This is a genomic window from Mesorhizobium sp. WSM1343 (assembly GCF_055901535.1).
In genome coordinates this window covers 124,799-141,029 of the sequence record NZ_JBVVWZ010000002.1, presented here as the reverse complement: position 1 = coordinate 141,029, position 16,231 = coordinate 124,799, and the positions used below count along the sequence as shown (strand labels likewise).

Sequence of the window (16,231 nt, the reverse complement as noted above, 5' to 3'; positions counted from 1 at the left end):
GCAGCCTACCGCCATCCCCGCACCATATGAGATTGGACGCTGCGCCCTGGGGTCTCCCAATGAGTGTCCGGTGGTCTCACCATCCATCGGTTGCCAGGCATTCGTCAGAGCTGCTGATGGCTCACGGTCACTTTCAACAGAGGACGGTATGTTGTTATCCAGCCGATTTTTAGAGCCGAGCGATATTGTGATGCTTGCCTAGTGATCCAGTTTGCCCCGCCGCCTTTGATAGCCACTTGTTGTTAGGCCTTAGCTTTCCGATTCGCTGGTGTTTTCCTCAACGGCGTTTTTGCAGTTGGCTTGCGGCCGAGTCCGCTGGATTTCGCGAGGGCTGACCGCTGGGCCGCGTAGCTCGGTGCAACCATGGGATAGTCCTTGGCGAGCCCCCACCTGGCTCTGTACTCGTCGGGTGTCATTCCCAGCAACCCAAGGTGGCGCTTCATAGACTTGAACTTGCGTCCGTCCTCCAGGCTGATGATGTAATCGGGAAACACGGACTTTTTTGGATTGACTGCCGGAACAAACGCGGGCGGCGTCGCTTCCACCGGCCGACCCAATCCCGACAAGGCAGAATTGACGCTGGCGATCAATTCGGGAAGACCGGCCGCCGGAATGGCGTTCTTCTGGACATATGCCGCCACTATGTCGGCGGTGAGCTGCAACAACTGGACCTGCGGTGCTTCAGCGTCATTCTGCATATTTCGAGTTTCCCATTTGATCGGCTTTGTCTCTATTGAGGAACTTTACAACGTGCAACGGCCCAAAGATCATGGATGGGGCTCCACGCGAAGAAACCTGTCTATATTTTAAGGGGTGGCACCGCACCTGACCTACCCGCTGGCAACTGACTGACCGCAGGATTTATTTCTATGCCGGCCTTGAGGCAGTAGCAGGATACCGAGTGTTTATAGCGCAAGTCGGAGTACGTCCAATCGGGCGCGTCGTCAGCGCGACCATAGTCGGCGGCATTCGCCGATCCACAGGGTATGCGTCAGCCGTTTCGCGATCCGGGGGCTGACGCCGCAGAGAAAACCGGCGGGTGGCAACAATCGCGCGGGTGATCTTCTCGATCCAACGGTGTCTAATCGAGATTCCTGGGGATGATCACTCGTCCCTCCGGGAATCGCTGACGCTTTGACAAACTCGGTTTTCCAGACCGGGGGCCGAGTGCACAAGATCCTGGCATGTCACCGCCAAGGCACCGCCACCGAGCGGAACCGCTTGCCCAGACTGCTGGACAGCAACCATAACATTCCATTTGCAAAGCAGATCGCGTACCGCTCGATTTTCAGAGGAAAAATATACATTCCGGCCGTCCCGGCGGATTTTTACGAGCCCAACTTCCCGGAGCTTGGCTATGTGGTGCCACGAGGCTGTCCGGCTAATATTAAGCCGTTCGCGAATTTTGCGATCCGGCAATTCATAGTCGAGCAGCAAGCTCAAAATGTGCAGCCGCCGCGCATTGCCCAGCACCTCCAGAAATTCGGCCGCTCGTGCGGCGTTAGCCCTTAGTCCGTCCGAGACCATAGATGCCTCTTCCCCAGCAACTTGCCGTCACGCCCGAAGACTGCGGAACAATCGATCTCTTCAATGAACACGGCCAGATCATCTGGCACGAGCCACTGGGCGTAGGACCGAAGCCGTCTCAACCCACAAGCCTTGGCATGCCTCTCGGCGCGCTCGGATTCAAGTCCAGCCATCGTTGAGCGCTGTTGTTGGATTGGCACGAAACCATTGAGGCGTCCTTCCGCCAGCTGACTGGCCCAGCAAGTCGTGACCTGTTCCACTCACCGCTCCTTTACGTGACCCGGCAGACAAAATACCACAGCCATGTCGATAGTGTCGGCTCCTCCATTATGATTAAGGTGGCGGGTTCTCCCCACCGCATTTCGGAGTTAGCCCTTTTGACGGTATGATTGCATTGCGTATCAACGGGATGCGCGGATGGGTTATTTCCCATTTCGACCGAGCCTCCGTTGTTCGGCGCCGACGCAGGCGGGCCGAAGCTTTCAACACATCGACTTGCCCGGTGCGATGTAGTGTCGTTCGATGACCAACACCGCCTCCCCTTCCCTCTGATGGCCTCCATTGATTACCAAAATCGTAAATCCGCGACCTACAGTGCCAGTCGCTTCGTCCGGTCTTCGTTGAGCCCCCAGCCGATTGGATATCGCTCTGCCCAAGCACTCTTGGTTCCCCTTGAAAGATCATAAATGAATCGTGTGGCAGGCCTGAGCATCGAGTAGCAACCATGGGCCTCGTGCTACGGGTGACCGGCGCCCCCGACCCGAAATCGTTGCTCGCCCCTCTTTTCTGAAGGATACGGGCCCCCTCTGTAGCCCAGCAACCACCATCATTATGAGGATTGCTTGCGACAGGGGGGCGAGCGATGCCGTAACCGCTGAGATCTCCTTCCCGGTCGATGTCAACCACGATCAGCACCGAATGGCCAATGACGACGCCAGCTTCGCGTAGTCCCTGGGCGGCATCGGGATGAGTAGGCAAAAGCCTCCTGGCTTTTTTGTTTCGAGCAAGGCGTCACGAAGGCTGGTCAGCGGTTCTGGCAATCTTCACCATGCGACCTTGCCTCCTGCAAACGGCTAACTCGCAATCGAGCGAACGCTACTAAAGAACGCCTCGACCAAGGAAATTGGTATCTTACAATACCGGCGCAGGCTTGTTGGGCTTTCAGTTGTAATCCTGTGCCGATGATGAAATCATGCGCGCGCTTGACAACGGGCAGGTTAATTCAAGTTCCGCCACCAGGAGGAGAAGCGGTATGACCACTCAGGTTGTACATCGCGTATTCGGTCCCAAGCAGGTCAGGCAATTCAGGGAAGTCTACGAGCGCGCGCGCGTTGTGGAGGCAACTTACCCCGATTCGCACATTGCCAGCAAAGCCGCCAAACGGCTGATCGAGGCATTCGAAGCCGAGATCCAGACTGACGGGACGGTTCTCGATTTTCAGCAGCTATGCGAAGCAAACCCCCTGGGGACCGCCTGAGACCCGGACGTTGTCTGGCGAAGGCTCACGATGAACCGCTTCATCTGCCGACGTCAGCCATGCCCTGCAGGCGGATCGTGCTTGCCGTTCAAAATCAAATTTCGGAAGTGGGTCGCCATGCGGAGCGATAGGGGAGCCATGGGGTGTTGGGCGGCGGTGGCTCCCCTATCCTGTCTCCGCATTTGTTCGCAGACAGGCAGCGTAAGCTCGAGCAGACGCCGGCAATCCAGTGTTCAGCGTGGTGTATACATCGTCAACGAAGCTTTTGGAGGTATGATGCAGCGTTGTCAGGAGGTGCGAGCAAACCCAACCACCGCCTATCGTATGAGACCCGCCGAATTAATCGCAAGAGCGCGTGCAACCAACACAGTGCGCGGTAACCGAGGATATCTATAGCCTGGTGCGGCACGGGCATGCGCCTTAGTTCGGGCCGCTCGCGCGGGTCAAACCGGTTTGGAGTCCCGTCTTCTCAACGTAAAAATTTACCGAAAAAATTAACTTATGTTAGAGAATGCTAATAAATAGCTCCTACACTCCCGAGGCTGCTTTAGATGTCAGCAGCCACGTTGCTTGAGGTTCGCAATCAGCCTTGAGCGTGGAAAAGGGGTCGGGTACCAAAACTTCCAATTCTAAGAAAGGGCACTTATCGGGCGCCACAGGTACCTTCGTTGGGGAAGGGTGAGTATCGGTATGGTTTCTACAGCAGGACTGCACAGTTACGGTTCGTCAAATCGATCAAGAGTTCCGTCCAGCGGCACAGAAAATCTCCACCAAGAAGCAGGTAAGCAATACCTTCTCATGCTGGACGGGAGGGCCTTGGACCGCGAGTGTCTCGCTTCGGCGCTTGAGGATCATGAATTGGGCATGGTGGTCGTCGCCATGGGTTCGATCGAGGAGTGGCGCATAAGGAAGGGTTCGGCTTCTCCCCTTTCAACCATACTCTTCAACCTCGGGGGCCGGAACGTCACCGATCACGGCATTGCAGAAGAAATCAGGCATATTTCGTCCGAGTTCAAGACCGTTCCGGTGGTCATCCTGGCCGACACCGAAGATCTTGCACAGGTGCTGACGGCTCTCGAATGCGGCGCACGCGGCTACATTCCGACTTCGGTCGGGATCGATGTGTGTGTCGAGGCGATCAACTTGGCTGCAGCCGGAGGCATCTTCGTTCCGGCCAGTAGTGTCCTTTCCATGCGGCACCTGATAAAATCAGGCAACTGCGACGCCCGGCCCTTGACGGGCATGTTCACGCTCAGGCAGGCAGAGGTCGCCCAGGCACTGCGACGCGGCAAGGCGAACAAGATCATCGCCCACGAACTGAACCTTCGCGAAAGCACTGTGAAGGTTCACATCCGAAACATCATGAAGAAATTGAAGGCGACCAACCGCACGGAGGTCGCCTACAAGGTGAACGATCTCTTCGCGGAAGGACCTCTGGGCCAAGAGTGATCGCATCAACAAGACGGCCCGTCCTGGTTTAGTGCTGGCGGGTCGTGTTTTTTGTCAACAGAACATTTGAATGAAGGTCGATGGATTTCGCGTTGCCGCACGACCGATGCCACGCGAGACTCCCTTCTGAATCGTGACTTTGCTCCGCGCAATGGAACAGCTTTTGAGAAGAGGCAGTCGGAGGGGTCCGGGGCAACGAAACGCCGCCCCGTTCGAGCGGCATTCTCGCCTGATCAACCAACAGCAGCAGCGGTCTGTGCCTCGGCCGTTCGTGCCAAATGACGGCGCAGGTCGCGCATGTCGACCTGCTGACCGCAAATCGGGCAGGTATGGAAATTGTCGTCTCGTGGGCTGGCTGGCCACCGTGCAGCTTGCCGGGGATTGGTGGTCCAAGGTCGGATTCGCCATGGCTATCAAACATTCAATTCGTCTAAAATGGTCCGGAACCATTTTTTAGCGCACGCTATATTGAATCGCAGTCTTGCGAGGCAGTTCATGCGTTTGAAGTTCATCCCACCTATTGAGCCGGAGCTTGTCGACACCCGCCCGAGCGGGGCGACTGGATTCACGAGATCAAATTCGACGGGTATCGCACTCAGCTCATCATGGATGAAGATGGCATCCGCCTGTTGACGAGAAGAGCGCGCCACAACCAGGACAGGTCAAGCGACTGATCCTTGGGTCTCATCACCGACAGGGGAAGTTTGCACCTGTTGCAGCCGAGCGGCGCGTCTCCGATCATGATGCGTATCCCAGCGGCCACCAAGGTTCACTCGGACGCCGGGATGGGTCCTGCAATTACTGGGCGAAGCGCAGGTGACCCACAACGGTACTTTTGACGCCGCGAGCTCCAACAGCGCGCGCGTTGGGGTGTGATCGATCAGGCAGACGTGCGGCTGTCAGCCGGCGGCCTAAGGATACTCAGAATGTCTGGTTGTAGGCGCCCACCTCGGGGCTGCGGCGCAGCACGGTGTCGACAGCCTCGAACATCTCCCGTCGACGCTGCGACGACACCGGGCTTTCGACGACCACGACCAGTTCCGGCTTGTTCGAAGAGGCGCGCACCAGTCCCCAGGTGCCGTCTTCGGCGACAACGCGCACGCCGTTGACGGTGATGAGGTCGGCGATCTTCTGGCCCGCAAAAACCGTTCCATCCCGCTTCATGGACTGAAAGTCGGCAACCACCCGCGCGACGACGCCATACTTCACATCGTCCGCGCAGTGCGGCGACATGGTCGGCGTGCCAAAGGTCAGCGGCAGCGCGCGGTAGAGATCGGCCATCGAGCTGCCGGAGCTGCGATCCAGCATCTGGCAGATGGCGATGGCGGTGACCAGCCCATCGTCATATCCGCGCCCGATCGGCGGATTGAAGAAGAAATGGCCCGACTTTTCGAAACCGGCGACGGCGCCAAGCTCGGCGACGCGGCGCTTGATGTAGGAGTGGCCGGTCTTCCAGTAGTCGGTGATGGCGCTGTTGGCGCGCAGCACGCTGTCTGTGTTGAACAGGCCGGTCGACTTGACGTCGACGACGAAGGTCGAGCCCGGATGCTGGCTGGAGATATCGCGCGCCAGCATCACACCGACCTTGTCGGCAAAAATCTCATTGCCCTCATTGTCGACGACGCCGCAGCGGTCGCCGTCACCGTCGAAGCCAAGGCCGACATCGGCTCCAGTCTCAAGCACCTTGTCCCTGATGGCATGCAGCATCTGCATATCCTCGGGATTGGGATTGTAGCGCGGAAAGGTGTGGTCGAGTTCGACATCGAGCGGGATCACTTCACAGCCGATCCGTTCCAGCGCTTCAGGCGCAAAGGCGCCGGCGGTGCCATTGCCGCAAGCGGCCACGACCTTGAGCTTTTTCGAGATGCGCTTGCCCCGGGTCAGATCGTCGAGATACGTTTCGCGAAAATTGGGAACGAAATCATAAGACCCGCCGCCGACAAGGTCGAAATCGCCGGCCATTACAATCTGCTTCAGCGCGCTCATCTCTTCCGGCCCGAAAGTCAGCGGCCGCGCCGCGCCCATCTTGACCCCGGTCCAGCCATTCTCGTTATGCGAGGCGGTGACCATAGCGACCGAAGGCACGTCCAGTGCGAACTGGGCGAAATAGGCCATCGGCGACAACGCCAGTCCGATGTCCCTCACCCGAGCGCCTGCAGCCATCAAACCGGACACCAGCGCCAGCTTGATGCCAAGCGAATAGGAGCGGAAATCATGCCCGGTGACGATATCGGGACCGGCACCGACACGGCGGATCAGCGTGCCAAGCCCCATTCCGAGCGCCTGGACGCCGATCAGGTTAAGTTCGGGCGCGACCTGGCCAAACCACCAGCGCGCATCATATTCCCTAAACCCGGACGCCTTTATCAGCGCCGAGGTTTCAAACTCGAACGTGTTGGGCCGGGCTTCGTCAACGAAATTCAGCGACAAGACAGGACACTCCGAACGACACAAATGCGGTTGTCGAGGCGGTAGCTTACCGGAACCGTTCTTCCGGCCTATCTATCAGTTTGGTTGATCCCTTTCACGACATGGAAAGCCGGCGAGCATCGTTGTCGGGCTATTTCCGCGGTGCCCTGCAAGCCCTGATGCCCGCAAAGATCCGAATACCGCTGAATGTCGTGATGCCGCGATCTGATCGACGACCGTGCCGCGTTCCAACGTAGGCTGGATTGCGACCTCTAGGACCACCCATAAGGAGCGTTTCCTGGCGTTAATAAACCTTGTAATATTTTGTGATCGCCGCCATTCGAGTTCTCCACAGCCGCGTCCCATTGACCATCTGCGGTTGCTAGAATCCCCCAGGGGAATGCCTTAAGCAGCCGTGAGCAAGAAGCAAGTCTTCTGCTCTGACGAACGCACAGCTTTAAGCACGGGCGCAAAAATGCCGCTGTTTTTTTTTGATATCCGGGACGGCAAATCCCATTCTCCCGATACAGAGGGCACCCACTACGTTGGTGCGCTCGAGGCCCGGGTAGATGCGGTTAAAATGCTGGTCGCCATGGCACAGGACGAAGTTCAGGGCGGGTTACAAAGCAACCTTTCGGTGACTGTTTCTGACGAAAGTCGTCGGCCCGTTATGGAAGCAAATATCGATTGCAGCATAAAAGTCTTTTGACAAATTCCCGATAGCCCTGGACCTAGTTGGCTCCGTCGGGATGCAGCAAGCTTTGTGCAGCTGTCCTGGCCGCACTTGACTTACGGCAGCGGCTTCTGATCACTTTTATACCCCGAGACCACGTAAGCGGAGAAGGCCGCACGATGCTGCTGCACCTCCTCGATACAGCCACGCAAGCTTCGAATGCACATTGCCGGCAGCCCTTCTACTCGTTCGCAAGCGACCGCCGCGGTACTGTCGCACGCTCGATCGCGACGACCGTCCCTTATTCGACTTCGCTGCCGATATTGCACAGGACGGGGGCCTGGCACATCGCCAGGAACCTTTGCCACCGCGAAGCCAATTCGGCGGAACTGGATTACAGGACGTTGACGGTGGCGTGGCCCGGCGCCGGAACGCTTCGTTCCAAGGCGGCTACGCCGCGCCGAGCACGGGCTCTCGTGGCGCAAACAACTGCAAGTGCGATGAAGAAGAGGATGCCTGGATCAGCGCTGCCACCCGACACCGACATTGCAATTATGCTTGCAAGGGCAGCATTCCTGACGCTCGTCACGATTGCATCTGTCTCTGCATCCACCCGTTCCCGAACCGCGCCCAGGCCTCTGGTCACGACATAGAGCAGGGCCACTATCATCAGCGATCCAAACAGACCCAACTGCGACAGGACAGCGATCGGCCAACTCGATGCCCTTGAACTGCCGAAACCAACGCCCAGTCCGCTCGTATCGAGAAACGACTGCAGGCTCTTTACATTCCAATAAGTGCGCTCATGGCCTGACCCGGAATCCGCTTTGTTAATGATGGTGCTGTTGATCAGTCTGACGAACGGGTCCAACGCCTCGGCTTTGTAAAGACTAATGCCCAGTACGGCGGTCCCGCCCACCACCATGAGAGCTATTATCAGTATCTCTTCGCGCGCAACTTTTCCCCTGATGACCGACTGTAGCATGGACAACGCAACGGGGATGCATAGCAGTGTCAGCCCGACGTAAGCCGTCGATGAAGTCGACAGAATGGACAAGAAGAGCAGGATTCCGGCCAGCCATTTCGCAAGCGGTGATTTGGTCTTTCTCCAGTAGCTGTAGCAGAATGCCAGGCAGGCGAGAGAAACGCTGGCGAACGAAGAGGCCTCCGAAAAAGGCCCGGTGATCCGCACAAAGCCTGCCTCGACCGCGTTCGATATAATCGCGTAGTTGGCGGTTCTGATCGGGGCCAGAAAGTCTCCCGCCCCCGCGGTCTTGCCAATGAAATCGATCAGCCCCATTCCCGCGTGCAGGCCGCACCACAAAAAGAAGCCGCGCCTGATTTGATCGATCCGGTTGGAGTGCAGCAGCAGGGCGCAAAGTGCTATCGCGGCGAGGCCACCAAGAATAAAGTAGCCCGTCTGCGAAATGTTGGCTGAAACGGGCGCCAATGAATCTTCTACGACTGTTCCACGGTTCTTGGACTGCACGAATACGGTCGTCTGTCCCGCAAAGAACCTCGGAAACAGCCATGATCCGATGATTGCGTAAAGCATAAGGCTTGTAAGGACCCAGATCGACCCGATGCTTCCGAACACGAATCCAAGATCAAACCAGATACGCCGTCTCGCGGCGACGGCCGTGACGAGCAGGCCCGCGAATAAGGTGTAGATCAAGGGGGATGAGCCACCCAGAAAGCTCAGGGTCATCACGGCCGTCGCACCGAAAGCCTGGGAAGCGATCAAGCCTATGATCAGCATTCCCCTTGAATAGTACGCAACAAGCAAAATAGCCGCGCATACTAGCAGTCCCGGCAAAGACACCTGCATGCCGATCGAGTTCCCGGTGAGCGGATACAGCAAGCTGTCCGATGGCCAATCTTTCGGCAGGTGAGTATCCCCCGCAAGAGAGTCAAAGGGGGTAGCCTTCACCCGCGAAGGGAGGTAGCGGACGCGCTCGTCTCCATCGCCCTTGCCCTTGATGGTGAAGGCAGTGGCCGGCGCAAAATGCGATCCTGGGCTGAATGGCCGCATCTATGTCGGCACTAAGAAATGCGCGTGATGGACCGAAGGCTGGCAACGGGCGGGTTGTCTAGAATCCACCATAAGGAGGAGAGGCGATATGACACCCGCGATGTATATCGCATGTTCGGACCCAAGCAGGGTCAGGCAATTCAAGGAAATCTACGAGTGCGCCACTGTGAAAGCCAAGTACCCTGACAGCCATATTGCCAGCAAAGCCGTCGAAAGACTGATCGACGCGCTGGAAGCCGAGATCCAGAATGCCGGATCCGTTCTGGATATGTGTTTGCTGACGGAGGATGGTCCTCAGGTGGCCACCTCAGCCCGAGCCTTCGCAACGCGTATCTGTGTCGGCACAAGCGCGGCGCGGCCGCCCTGGCTTCGCGTTTCCCGGTAGGCGTCGGGATTTCGTGGCTCAAAAATTTACCGAAAATTAACTTATGTTAGCGCCCGCTTGTGAATAGCCCATAAGCTACTCACGCTGTTCTGGCTGGGAATGAGGAACAGCGGGTGCACCAGGTTGGACAATTCCAGCCAGGCTCTCAGAACGGGTGGGCATTACTATACTTTCTGAAGAAACTGACGAGTGAGGGGCTAATTGCCGCCTTAGGGCGGATTTTGTTGGGAAAAGGGTGGGTAAGAGTATGAGTTCCACAGTAGAACTGCATAAATACACTTCGGTAGAGCCGGCAGGAATTCCGTCCGGCGGAAAAGCAACGGTCCATGAACAAGTAGGCAGAGAATGCCTCCTCATCTTGGACGGAAGGGCGCTAGATCGCGAATGTCTGGCATCGGCCTTGGAAGACCACGAACTCGGCATGGCCGTCGAGGCCAAGGGTTCGATAGACGAATGGCGCGTGAAAGAGGGGATGATCCTTGCAGCCATTCTTTTCAACCTGGGCGGCCGGAAAGTCACCGACCATGGCATAGCGGATCAGATCAGGCGCATTTCGTCCGAGTTCAGGTCGGTGCCTGTGGTGATCTTGGCCGACACAGAAGACCTTGCACAGATACTGGCGGCTCTCGAATGTGGCGCACGTGGCTACATTCCGACCTCTGTCGGGATCGACGTCTGTGTCGAGGCGATCAATCTTGCGGTGGCAGGAGGCATTTTCGTTCCTGCAAGTAGTGTCCTGTCCATGCGGCACCTGATAGATTCAGGCAGCCTTGAAACACCTTTGACAGGCATGTTCACGCTCAGACAGGCTGAGGTCGCCCAGGCGCTCCGACGCGGCAAGGCGAACAAGATCATCGCCTATGAGCTGAACCTGAGAGAAAGCACCGTGAAGGTGCACATCCGCAACATCATGAAAAAGCTTAAGGCGACCAACCGGACGGAAGTCGCTTACAAGGTCAACGATCTCTTCGCTGAAGGATCTCTGGCTGTGGAGTGACGAAGCAAATGAGACGCTAACTTTGGTTAAATCGTGCGGACCGTTTTGCTCTCGCGTAGCGTCTGATCTGGGGGATGATTGCTGCACAATTGAGGGACCTCCGTCCCGCTGGACACCCGTGGTGGGCGCCCCGCATATAGCCAGCTCCCATATGTCCTGTTCCTAAAGACTAACCATTGCGAGGCGTCCAAAGCACGCCTGCCTCACTGTCCAGCAACCAGCCGGAAGTGACACTTCGTCAATGGCGAGGACCAGGTTGCTGCTCTCTCGTGGAACTGGTCGTGCCGTCCTGGGGGACCAATCCTTGCGACAGCGACCCCGGAGGGCTATCGCTACAATATTTTGACCTTCCTAAGCGTGAAGGCCTCCGCAAAGTGCTCGGGTGCCCGGCATTCCATTCCACGCAACCGCGCAAGCCCGGCGAATGTCTCCCGATCGAACCAGTCCTTTGAGCGCTGTGTCCCGAAGTGCTCGTGAAGGAGTTGGATCTTGCGTTCCAGCACGTGGGCTGCAATCGGCACATACGCATTGGGTTGGCAAAGATCGCCGTCCCATTTCGGAATCTCGTATTCGAGCACAAGGTGATCGCGGAAAACGTTCCAGGTCAGTTGGTTGACCTCCCTATGGTCCTGATGGGCGTCGAACCTGGCATGGGTTAATATCACGTCGGGATGAACCCTTGATCTTACGTCCATCAGCCAATGCTTTATCGATCGGCTGTGAACTGGGAAATAGCCGTCTTCAAAATCCGCAACGTCGATCGTGGACGAATGGGATCCTTCGAGGAAGGCTTCGGCCGAAGCCCTGGCTTCGGCCGACCGCTGGCCGCCGGCGCTTAAGACGCACCAGTAGACGTGAAGTTTGACCTCCGACGCGATCAGACTGAGGATTGTGCCTCCCGCGCCGATCTCAATGTCGTCGGAATGGGCCCCGACGCACAGAATCGAGAGTTCCTCGCCGCCACGCGCGAGACCAAGCCCCTTCATGATGCGGCCAACCCCATACTACGCCTATTCTTCTCGGCGGTGGCTATCATACTCCAGGGCATGTCGCCCTTTTCGACCATGTCTTCGAGGGATTGCCAATCGCGCAGCGTGTCCATTGAACGCCAGAAACCCTCGTGCTTGTACGCCATCAGCATGTTGTCATCGATCAGACGCTTGAACGGCTCGACAACGAGTTCCTCGCCGTCGCGCATGTAGTTGAAAATTTCCGGACGGAATATAAAGTAGCCGCCATTGATCCAGATCTCCGATGTCTCGGCCGCACGAAACTCGCGCACGCGGCCATCTTCCGCGATGTCGGCCAAATGGTAAGTCAGCGGCGCGTGCACTGCCAGAAAGCACCCGATCTTGCCGCTGGCCTCGAATTTTCCGATCATGTCGTCCAAGTCGACATCGGTCAGGCCGTCGGAATAGTTGGCCAGGAAGATCTTCTCGTTCCTGACGTGATCCTGCGCAGCCCACAGGCGCTCTCCAATGCTGCGCCAAATACCGGTATCGAGCAGAGTGATGCTCCAGTCCTTGATTGTGTCGCCGAGGAGCTTGACGTCCTGGCCTCCTCGCGTAACCACGCAATCGGAAAACGTTTGCGGCCGGGTGTTCAAGAAAAAGTCTTTGATCACGTTGGCCTTGTAGCCCAGACACAACACGAACTCGTCATGCCCATAGTCACTATACCATTGCATGACATGGCGCAGGATCGGCTGGTGGCCGAGCGGTATCATCGGCTTTGGGATGCTTTCGGAATAGTCGCGAATGCGGGTCCCGCGACCGCCACAGAAAAGAATGACTTTCATTTCTCGTACTCCGACGGATCGATTACGGTCACGAAAGGAATCGGCACTACGAATTTCGCGTTCCAAGCGGCGACATGGCGCATCTGCTGAATGATCTCGTCCTTCAGATTCCACGGAAGGATGAGGATGTAGTCTGGCTTAGCCTCGTCGATTGCGTCGACGGGCTTGATCGGGATGTGCATTCCAGGTGTATAACGCCCGTGCTTGTACGGGTTGCGGTCCACTGTGAAATCCAGGAAGTCGGTGCCGATGGCGCAGTAGTTCAGCAGCGTGTTTCCCTTGCCAGGCGCGCCGTAACCGCAAATCGTCTTGCCCTCTTCCTTGGCCGAAATCAGGAATGCCAAGAGATCACGCTTCGCGCGCTGCGCCTTGTAGCCGAAAGAGGCGTAGGTCGACATCTCTCCAAGCCCATGCCTGGTTTCGCGCTCGAGCAATTGGGCGATGCTGTCCTTCCTCGGCCAGGCACTGCCTTCGTGGCAGAGATAGACCCGCAGCGACCCACCGTGGGTGGGAAGTTCCTCGACATCGATCAGCCGCAGCCCGTGACGGGCCGCCATCAGGTCGACCGTCAACAGTGAGAAATACGAAAAATGCTCGTGGTAGATGGTGTCGAACTGGTTCTCCGCCATCAGCCGCTCGATGTGTGGGAATTCGAGAGTGACCATGCCCTCCGGTTTGAGCAGGATCGCCACCCCGGCGACGAAGTCATTGAGGTCTGGCACCTGCGCCAGGACGTTGTTGCCAATGATGAGGTCCGCGCGAAGTCCTTCGCCCACCATTTGATTTGCCAGCCGGACGCCGAAGAAGTCGACCCAGGTGGCCACCCCCTTCTCGATCGCGGCGCGCGCGACATTGGCTGCCGGCTCGACGCCCAACACAGGAACGCCGAGTGGCAGAAAATGCTGCAGCAAGTAACCGTCATTACTTGCGAGTTCCACCGCAAGGCTGTCAGGGCCAAGCCCAAGGCGTCCTGTGATCGTCTCGCAATAAAGTTTCGAATGAGCCACCCAGCTGGTCGAGAACGAAGAGAAGTAGGCGTATTCGCTGAAGATGGTCTCTGGGCTCATATACTCCTTGAGCTGCACCAGATAGCACGTGTCGCAGACAAGCACGTTGAGCGGGTAGTAAGGTTCCATCTGGTCGAGCTGGTCGGGCTGCAGGAACCTCTCGCACGGCGGCGACATGCCAAGATCGACCAGGGTGTGGCGCAGGCGCGACCCGCAGAGCCTGCAGCCGACATTCCGGCTTGCCGCACTATGATCGCGGACGATTTCGACTGCCTGAATGTTCATTCCCCCTGCTCCTGTCTGCTGGTTTGAAAACGGAGACGCGGCGCGCTACGCAGAACCGATGCCTGCCGCGCCTCCGCAGGCAGATGGCCACAGGTTAGGATACAGCCCCCCCTGGTTCGATTTGCCAATCCGTCGGGTGCCTTAATCCTAATAGCGAGCGGGCGGCGGCAATGCCGGCGCGAGGCCCGCCGAACGGGTAAAGCCGTCATCCGGATATACCCCTATCGAAGAGGCCACCTAAGGCTTAGGTAGCCCTTCCAGCGTCGGCTGGCGACGCTGACAATTGCCGCGCCGGTCTTGCTCGGCACGGGGGATCCAAGTGCATGCTGTTTACCGAAACGGAGCTTCAAGGTGTCTGGCTGATCGAGCCTACACTGATGGTTGACGACCGTGGTTTTTTCACCCGTCTTTTCTGCGAAAAGGAGATGGCGGATTGCGGTCTGGCGACCCGATTTGTCCAGCACAGCCGGTCCTGTTCGGTCCAAAAGGGAACTCTCAGGGGGCTACACTACCAAGAGGAGCCTTACGCCGAGGTCAAGCTGGTCTCCTGTGTCCGCGGCGCTATTTTTGATGTCGTCGTGGACCTGCGCCCGAATTCACCGACACGCTACAAGTGGCTTGGCTTCGAGCTGACATCCGAGAACATGAAGCAGGTCTATATCCCCGCCGGATTCGCGCACGGCCTGCAGACCCTTACGGACGGCACCGAGGTCTCTTATCTCATATCGCAGTTCTATGCGCCCCACGCGTCGACGGGCGTCCTCTACAATGACCCGGCCTTTTCGATCCGTTGGCCATTGATGCCGACAGCAATGTCGGAAAGGGACAAGTCCTGGCCCCTTGTCAGACGGCGAACCGGCGCGTCGGCCTCATGAGGCTGCTGCCAAAAGACCATGTTCCGATAACAGTCTGGCGGCGGCGGCGAGTTCCTTGAACGGCAGGTTCGAACGCTCCGCCATGCTCAGAAGCGAATGCTGCCCGTCGGCAAGGTTTAGCACCCAAAGCAGCGACATCGACGTTGCGCCCGACGACTTCTGCCCTCCCAGGGCTGCATAGAGGCCGCGCTTGCCGAGTTGCGGTTCGCCTTTAGGCAAGAGGTTCAACGGCGTCCAGTCCTCTTCGATGATGTCGATTACGTCCGTCAGGATGCGGAAGGAATCCTCGAGATGCTCCGGCCTGATGAAGTCAAGATTGTCGGCCGACGTGTGGTATTCGGGGAATGTGCCGTGGACGCTCCGCTGGAACATGCCGACCGGAAGATCGAAGCCCGGCGAGCAATATTGCCTCTCGTCATAACCGTAAGGGGAGAAATCCAGCATCTTTGCCCCAGCTAGACGCCCGAGCACGTGTGCCATGGCGCGATCGACGAGCGCGTCACCGCGGCGGCTGCGCTTGTATGCCGGGCTTCCTGCGTCACCAACGCATGACAGCACCAGACCATGGTCGATGAGACATGTCCGGTCCTCGTTGCGCGACAGCCACGCGAGCGCGCCGATGGTGCCCGGGGCGAACAGGAAGCGATAGCTGTATCGTGTTTCCCTTGCCTTCAGGCTTCTTGCGAGCGCTGCCAGCAGGGCCAGGCCCGAACAGTTGTCGTTGGCGAGTGAGGGATGGCAAATGTGCGCCGAAAGCAGGAATTCCCGTTCTGTTTGCCCGCGGTGCAGGTATTCTCCGTAGGCGAGGCTGCCGTCTTTGAATTCGGCATCGATCTCCACCCGATAGAGACCGTCGGGCATGTTGGCCACACGGTCATGGGCTGCGCAGAAGCCCCATGTCGGGGTGTAATAGGAAGTGCGGTAGGGAATCACCTTCGGTTGTTCCGGCAGCGTATGGATATGCGGCCTCAATTCTTCGAGCGGCAGTATCCCCTTGAAGGGTAAGCTGTAGTTGACGATGTGCAGGTTGGAGTCAGCGAAATCCACGACCGTTTGTCCGTCCGGGCCTGTGATGCTTGCCGAGCGGATGTTCCATTCCTTGGGAATGGTCCAATCGAAAACCTGCGTCCCGGTCGGCACTTCATGCCGTTCCAAATCGATGTGCCCCGACAAGACGTCCAGCGTTTGTCGCACACCATCTCCGGTGATGCTCCTGCAGATCGGAAACAGACGTTCGGCCAAGGCATAGATTTCATGGCCGAGGCTGACGGACGCTGGCGGCGAGCCGAGTCCGCCGGGATTCACCTGTTCCACACC

At 57.8% G+C, this 16,231-nt stretch carries 14 protein-coding genes and 1 pseudogene; 7 read left to right on the top strand and 8 right to left on the bottom strand.

Annotated elements, in window-relative coordinates:
- Positions 1-242: 242 nt before the first annotated feature.
- Together AC0NIL_RS31165 and AC0NIL_RS31160 are read right to left on the bottom strand one after the other, a co-directional pair.
- A complete protein-coding gene (locus AC0NIL_RS31165) occupies positions 243-698 on the bottom strand; it encodes a Ros/MucR family transcriptional regulator (RefSeq protein WP_027163549.1) in 456 nt (151 codons plus the stop codon).
- A 406-nt stretch (positions 699-1,104) separates the two neighbouring features.
- The gene (locus AC0NIL_RS31160; protein ID WP_127218896.1) at positions 1,105-1,527 is read right to left on the bottom strand and encodes an ArsR/SmtB family transcription factor; all 423 of its coding nucleotides are present in this window, start codon (positions 1,525-1,527) and stop codon (positions 1,105-1,107) included.
- A gap of 1,252 nt (positions 1,528-2,779) precedes the next feature.
- Here AC0NIL_RS31160 and AC0NIL_RS31155 point away from each other — a divergent pair.
- The 3 genes and pseudogenes from AC0NIL_RS31155 to AC0NIL_RS31145 form a co-directional block, all read left to right on the top strand.
- Positions 2,780-3,004, top strand: a complete 225-nt coding sequence (locus tag AC0NIL_RS31155; RefSeq protein WP_024505842.1) for a hypothetical protein — start codon at positions 2,780-2,782, stop codon at positions 3,002-3,004.
- Between the two features lie 690 nt (positions 3,005-3,694).
- Positions 3,695-4,453, top strand: a complete 759-nt coding sequence (locus AC0NIL_RS31150; protein WP_473574356.1) for a LuxR C-terminal-related transcriptional regulator — start codon at positions 3,695-3,697, stop codon at positions 4,451-4,453.
- Positions 4,454-4,948: 495 nt separating this feature from the next.
- Positions 4,949-5,091: pseudogene (locus tag AC0NIL_RS31145) on the top strand (ATP-dependent DNA ligase); the annotation flags it as partial.
- Positions 5,092-5,374: 283 nt separating this feature from the next.
- On the opposite strand, the gene AC0NIL_RS31140 reads toward AC0NIL_RS31145, so the two are convergent.
- Positions 5,375-6,883: a phosphomannomutase/phosphoglucomutase gene (locus tag AC0NIL_RS31140; RefSeq protein ID WP_127218774.1), complete on the bottom strand. Its 1,509-nt coding sequence runs from the start codon at positions 6,881-6,883 to the stop codon at positions 5,375-5,377.
- Positions 6,884-7,277: 394 nt separating this feature from the next.
- Here AC0NIL_RS31140 and AC0NIL_RS31135 point away from each other — a divergent pair, with 394 nt between their 5' ends.
- A complete protein-coding gene (locus tag AC0NIL_RS31135) occupies positions 7,278-7,571 on the top strand; it encodes a DUF6894 family protein (RefSeq protein WP_127218776.1) in 294 nt (97 codons plus the stop codon).
- A 358-nt stretch (positions 7,572-7,929) separates the two neighbouring features.
- On the opposite strand, the gene AC0NIL_RS31130 is transcribed toward AC0NIL_RS31135, so the two are convergent.
- Positions 7,930-9,363, bottom strand: a complete 1,434-nt coding sequence (locus AC0NIL_RS31130) for a hypothetical protein (protein WP_024505398.1) — start codon at positions 9,361-9,363, stop codon at positions 7,930-7,932.
- Between the two features lie 292 nt (positions 9,364-9,655).
- Between AC0NIL_RS31130 and AC0NIL_RS31125 the strand changes: the two genes are divergently transcribed.
- Together AC0NIL_RS31125 and AC0NIL_RS31120 are read left to right on the top strand one after the other, a co-directional pair.
- On the top strand, positions 9,656-9,952 hold the full coding sequence (locus AC0NIL_RS31125; RefSeq protein WP_024505399.1) for a hypothetical protein: 297 nt from the start codon (positions 9,656-9,658) through the stop codon (positions 9,950-9,952).
- Positions 9,953-10,199: 247 nt separating this feature from the next.
- The gene (locus AC0NIL_RS31120; protein WP_024505400.1) at positions 10,200-10,949 is read left to right on the top strand and encodes a response regulator transcription factor; all 750 of its coding nucleotides are present in this window, start codon (positions 10,200-10,202) and stop codon (positions 10,947-10,949) included.
- Between the two features lie 332 nt (positions 10,950-11,281).
- Here the strand turns inward: AC0NIL_RS31120 and AC0NIL_RS31115 are convergent, their stop codons facing one another.
- Genes AC0NIL_RS31115 through AC0NIL_RS31105 form a run of 3 tightly spaced genes read right to left on the bottom strand, consistent with a single transcriptional unit; the run spans position 11,282 to position 14,039 of the window.
- A complete protein-coding gene (locus tag AC0NIL_RS31115; protein ID WP_024505401.1) occupies positions 11,282-11,935 on the bottom strand; it encodes a PIG-L deacetylase family protein in 654 nt (217 codons plus the stop codon).
- Complete coding sequence (locus AC0NIL_RS31110; RefSeq protein ID WP_024505402.1) at positions 11,932-12,747, bottom strand: sugar phosphate nucleotidyltransferase; 816 nt, start codon at positions 12,745-12,747, stop codon at positions 11,932-11,934. The genes AC0NIL_RS31115 and AC0NIL_RS31110 overlap by 4 nt, the downstream gene beginning before the upstream one ends.
- Entirely contained in the window at positions 12,744-14,039 is a 1,296-nt protein-coding gene (locus AC0NIL_RS31105; RefSeq protein WP_027163612.1) for a class I SAM-dependent methyltransferase, read from the bottom strand. The genes AC0NIL_RS31110 and AC0NIL_RS31105 overlap by 4 nt, the downstream gene beginning before the upstream one ends.
- Before the next feature lie 323 nt (positions 14,040-14,362).
- On the opposite strand from AC0NIL_RS31105, the gene rfbC reads away from it, so the two are divergent.
- Complete coding sequence (gene rfbC / locus AC0NIL_RS31100; protein WP_024505404.1) at positions 14,363-14,914, top strand: dTDP-4-dehydrorhamnose 3,5-epimerase; 552 nt, start codon at positions 14,363-14,365, stop codon at positions 14,912-14,914.
- Here rfbC and AC0NIL_RS31095 read toward each other — a convergent pair.
- Positions 14,909-16,228 carry a DUF4910 domain-containing protein gene (locus AC0NIL_RS31095; protein WP_024505405.1) on the bottom strand — a complete coding sequence of 440 codons (1,320 nt, stop codon included), beginning with the start codon at positions 16,226-16,228 and terminating at the stop codon, positions 14,909-14,911. The two genes, rfbC and AC0NIL_RS31095, sit on opposite strands and share 6 nt — an antisense overlap.
- Positions 16,229-16,231 lie beyond the last annotated feature (3 nt).

Coding starts and splice junctions, on each gene's coding strand:
- AC0NIL_RS31165 (WP_027163549.1), bottom strand. CDS start 698: ATGCAGAATGACGCTGAAGCACCGCAGGTCCAGTTGTTGCAGCTCACC.
- AC0NIL_RS31160 (WP_127218896.1), bottom strand. CDS start 1,527: ATGGTCTCGGACGGACTAAGGGCTAACGCCGCACGAGCGGCCGAATTT.
- AC0NIL_RS31155 (WP_024505842.1), top strand. CDS start 2,780: ATGACCACTCAGGTTGTACATCGCGTATTCGGTCCCAAGCAGGTCAGG.
- AC0NIL_RS31150 (WP_473574356.1), top strand. CDS start 3,695: ATGGTTTCTACAGCAGGACTGCACAGTTACGGTTCGTCAAATCGATCA.
- AC0NIL_RS31130 (WP_024505398.1), bottom strand. CDS start 9,363: ATGCAGGTGTCTTTGCCGGGACTGCTAGTATGCGCGGCTATTTTGCTT.
- AC0NIL_RS31125 (WP_024505399.1), top strand. CDS start 9,656: ATGACACCCGCGATGTATATCGCATGTTCGGACCCAAGCAGGGTCAGG.
- AC0NIL_RS31120 (WP_024505400.1), top strand. CDS start 10,200: ATGAGTTCCACAGTAGAACTGCATAAATACACTTCGGTAGAGCCGGCA.
- AC0NIL_RS31115 (WP_024505401.1), bottom strand. CDS start 11,935: ATGAAGGGGCTTGGTCTCGCGCGTGGCGGCGAGGAACTCTCGATTCTG.
- AC0NIL_RS31110 (WP_024505402.1), bottom strand. CDS start 12,747: ATGAAAGTCATTCTTTTCTGTGGCGGTCGCGGGACCCGCATTCGCGAC.
- AC0NIL_RS31105 (WP_027163612.1), bottom strand. CDS start 14,039: ATGAACATTCAGGCAGTCGAAATCGTCCGCGATCATAGTGCGGCAAGC.
- rfbC (WP_024505404.1), top strand. CDS start 14,363: ATGCTGTTTACCGAAACGGAGCTTCAAGGTGTCTGGCTGATCGAGCCT.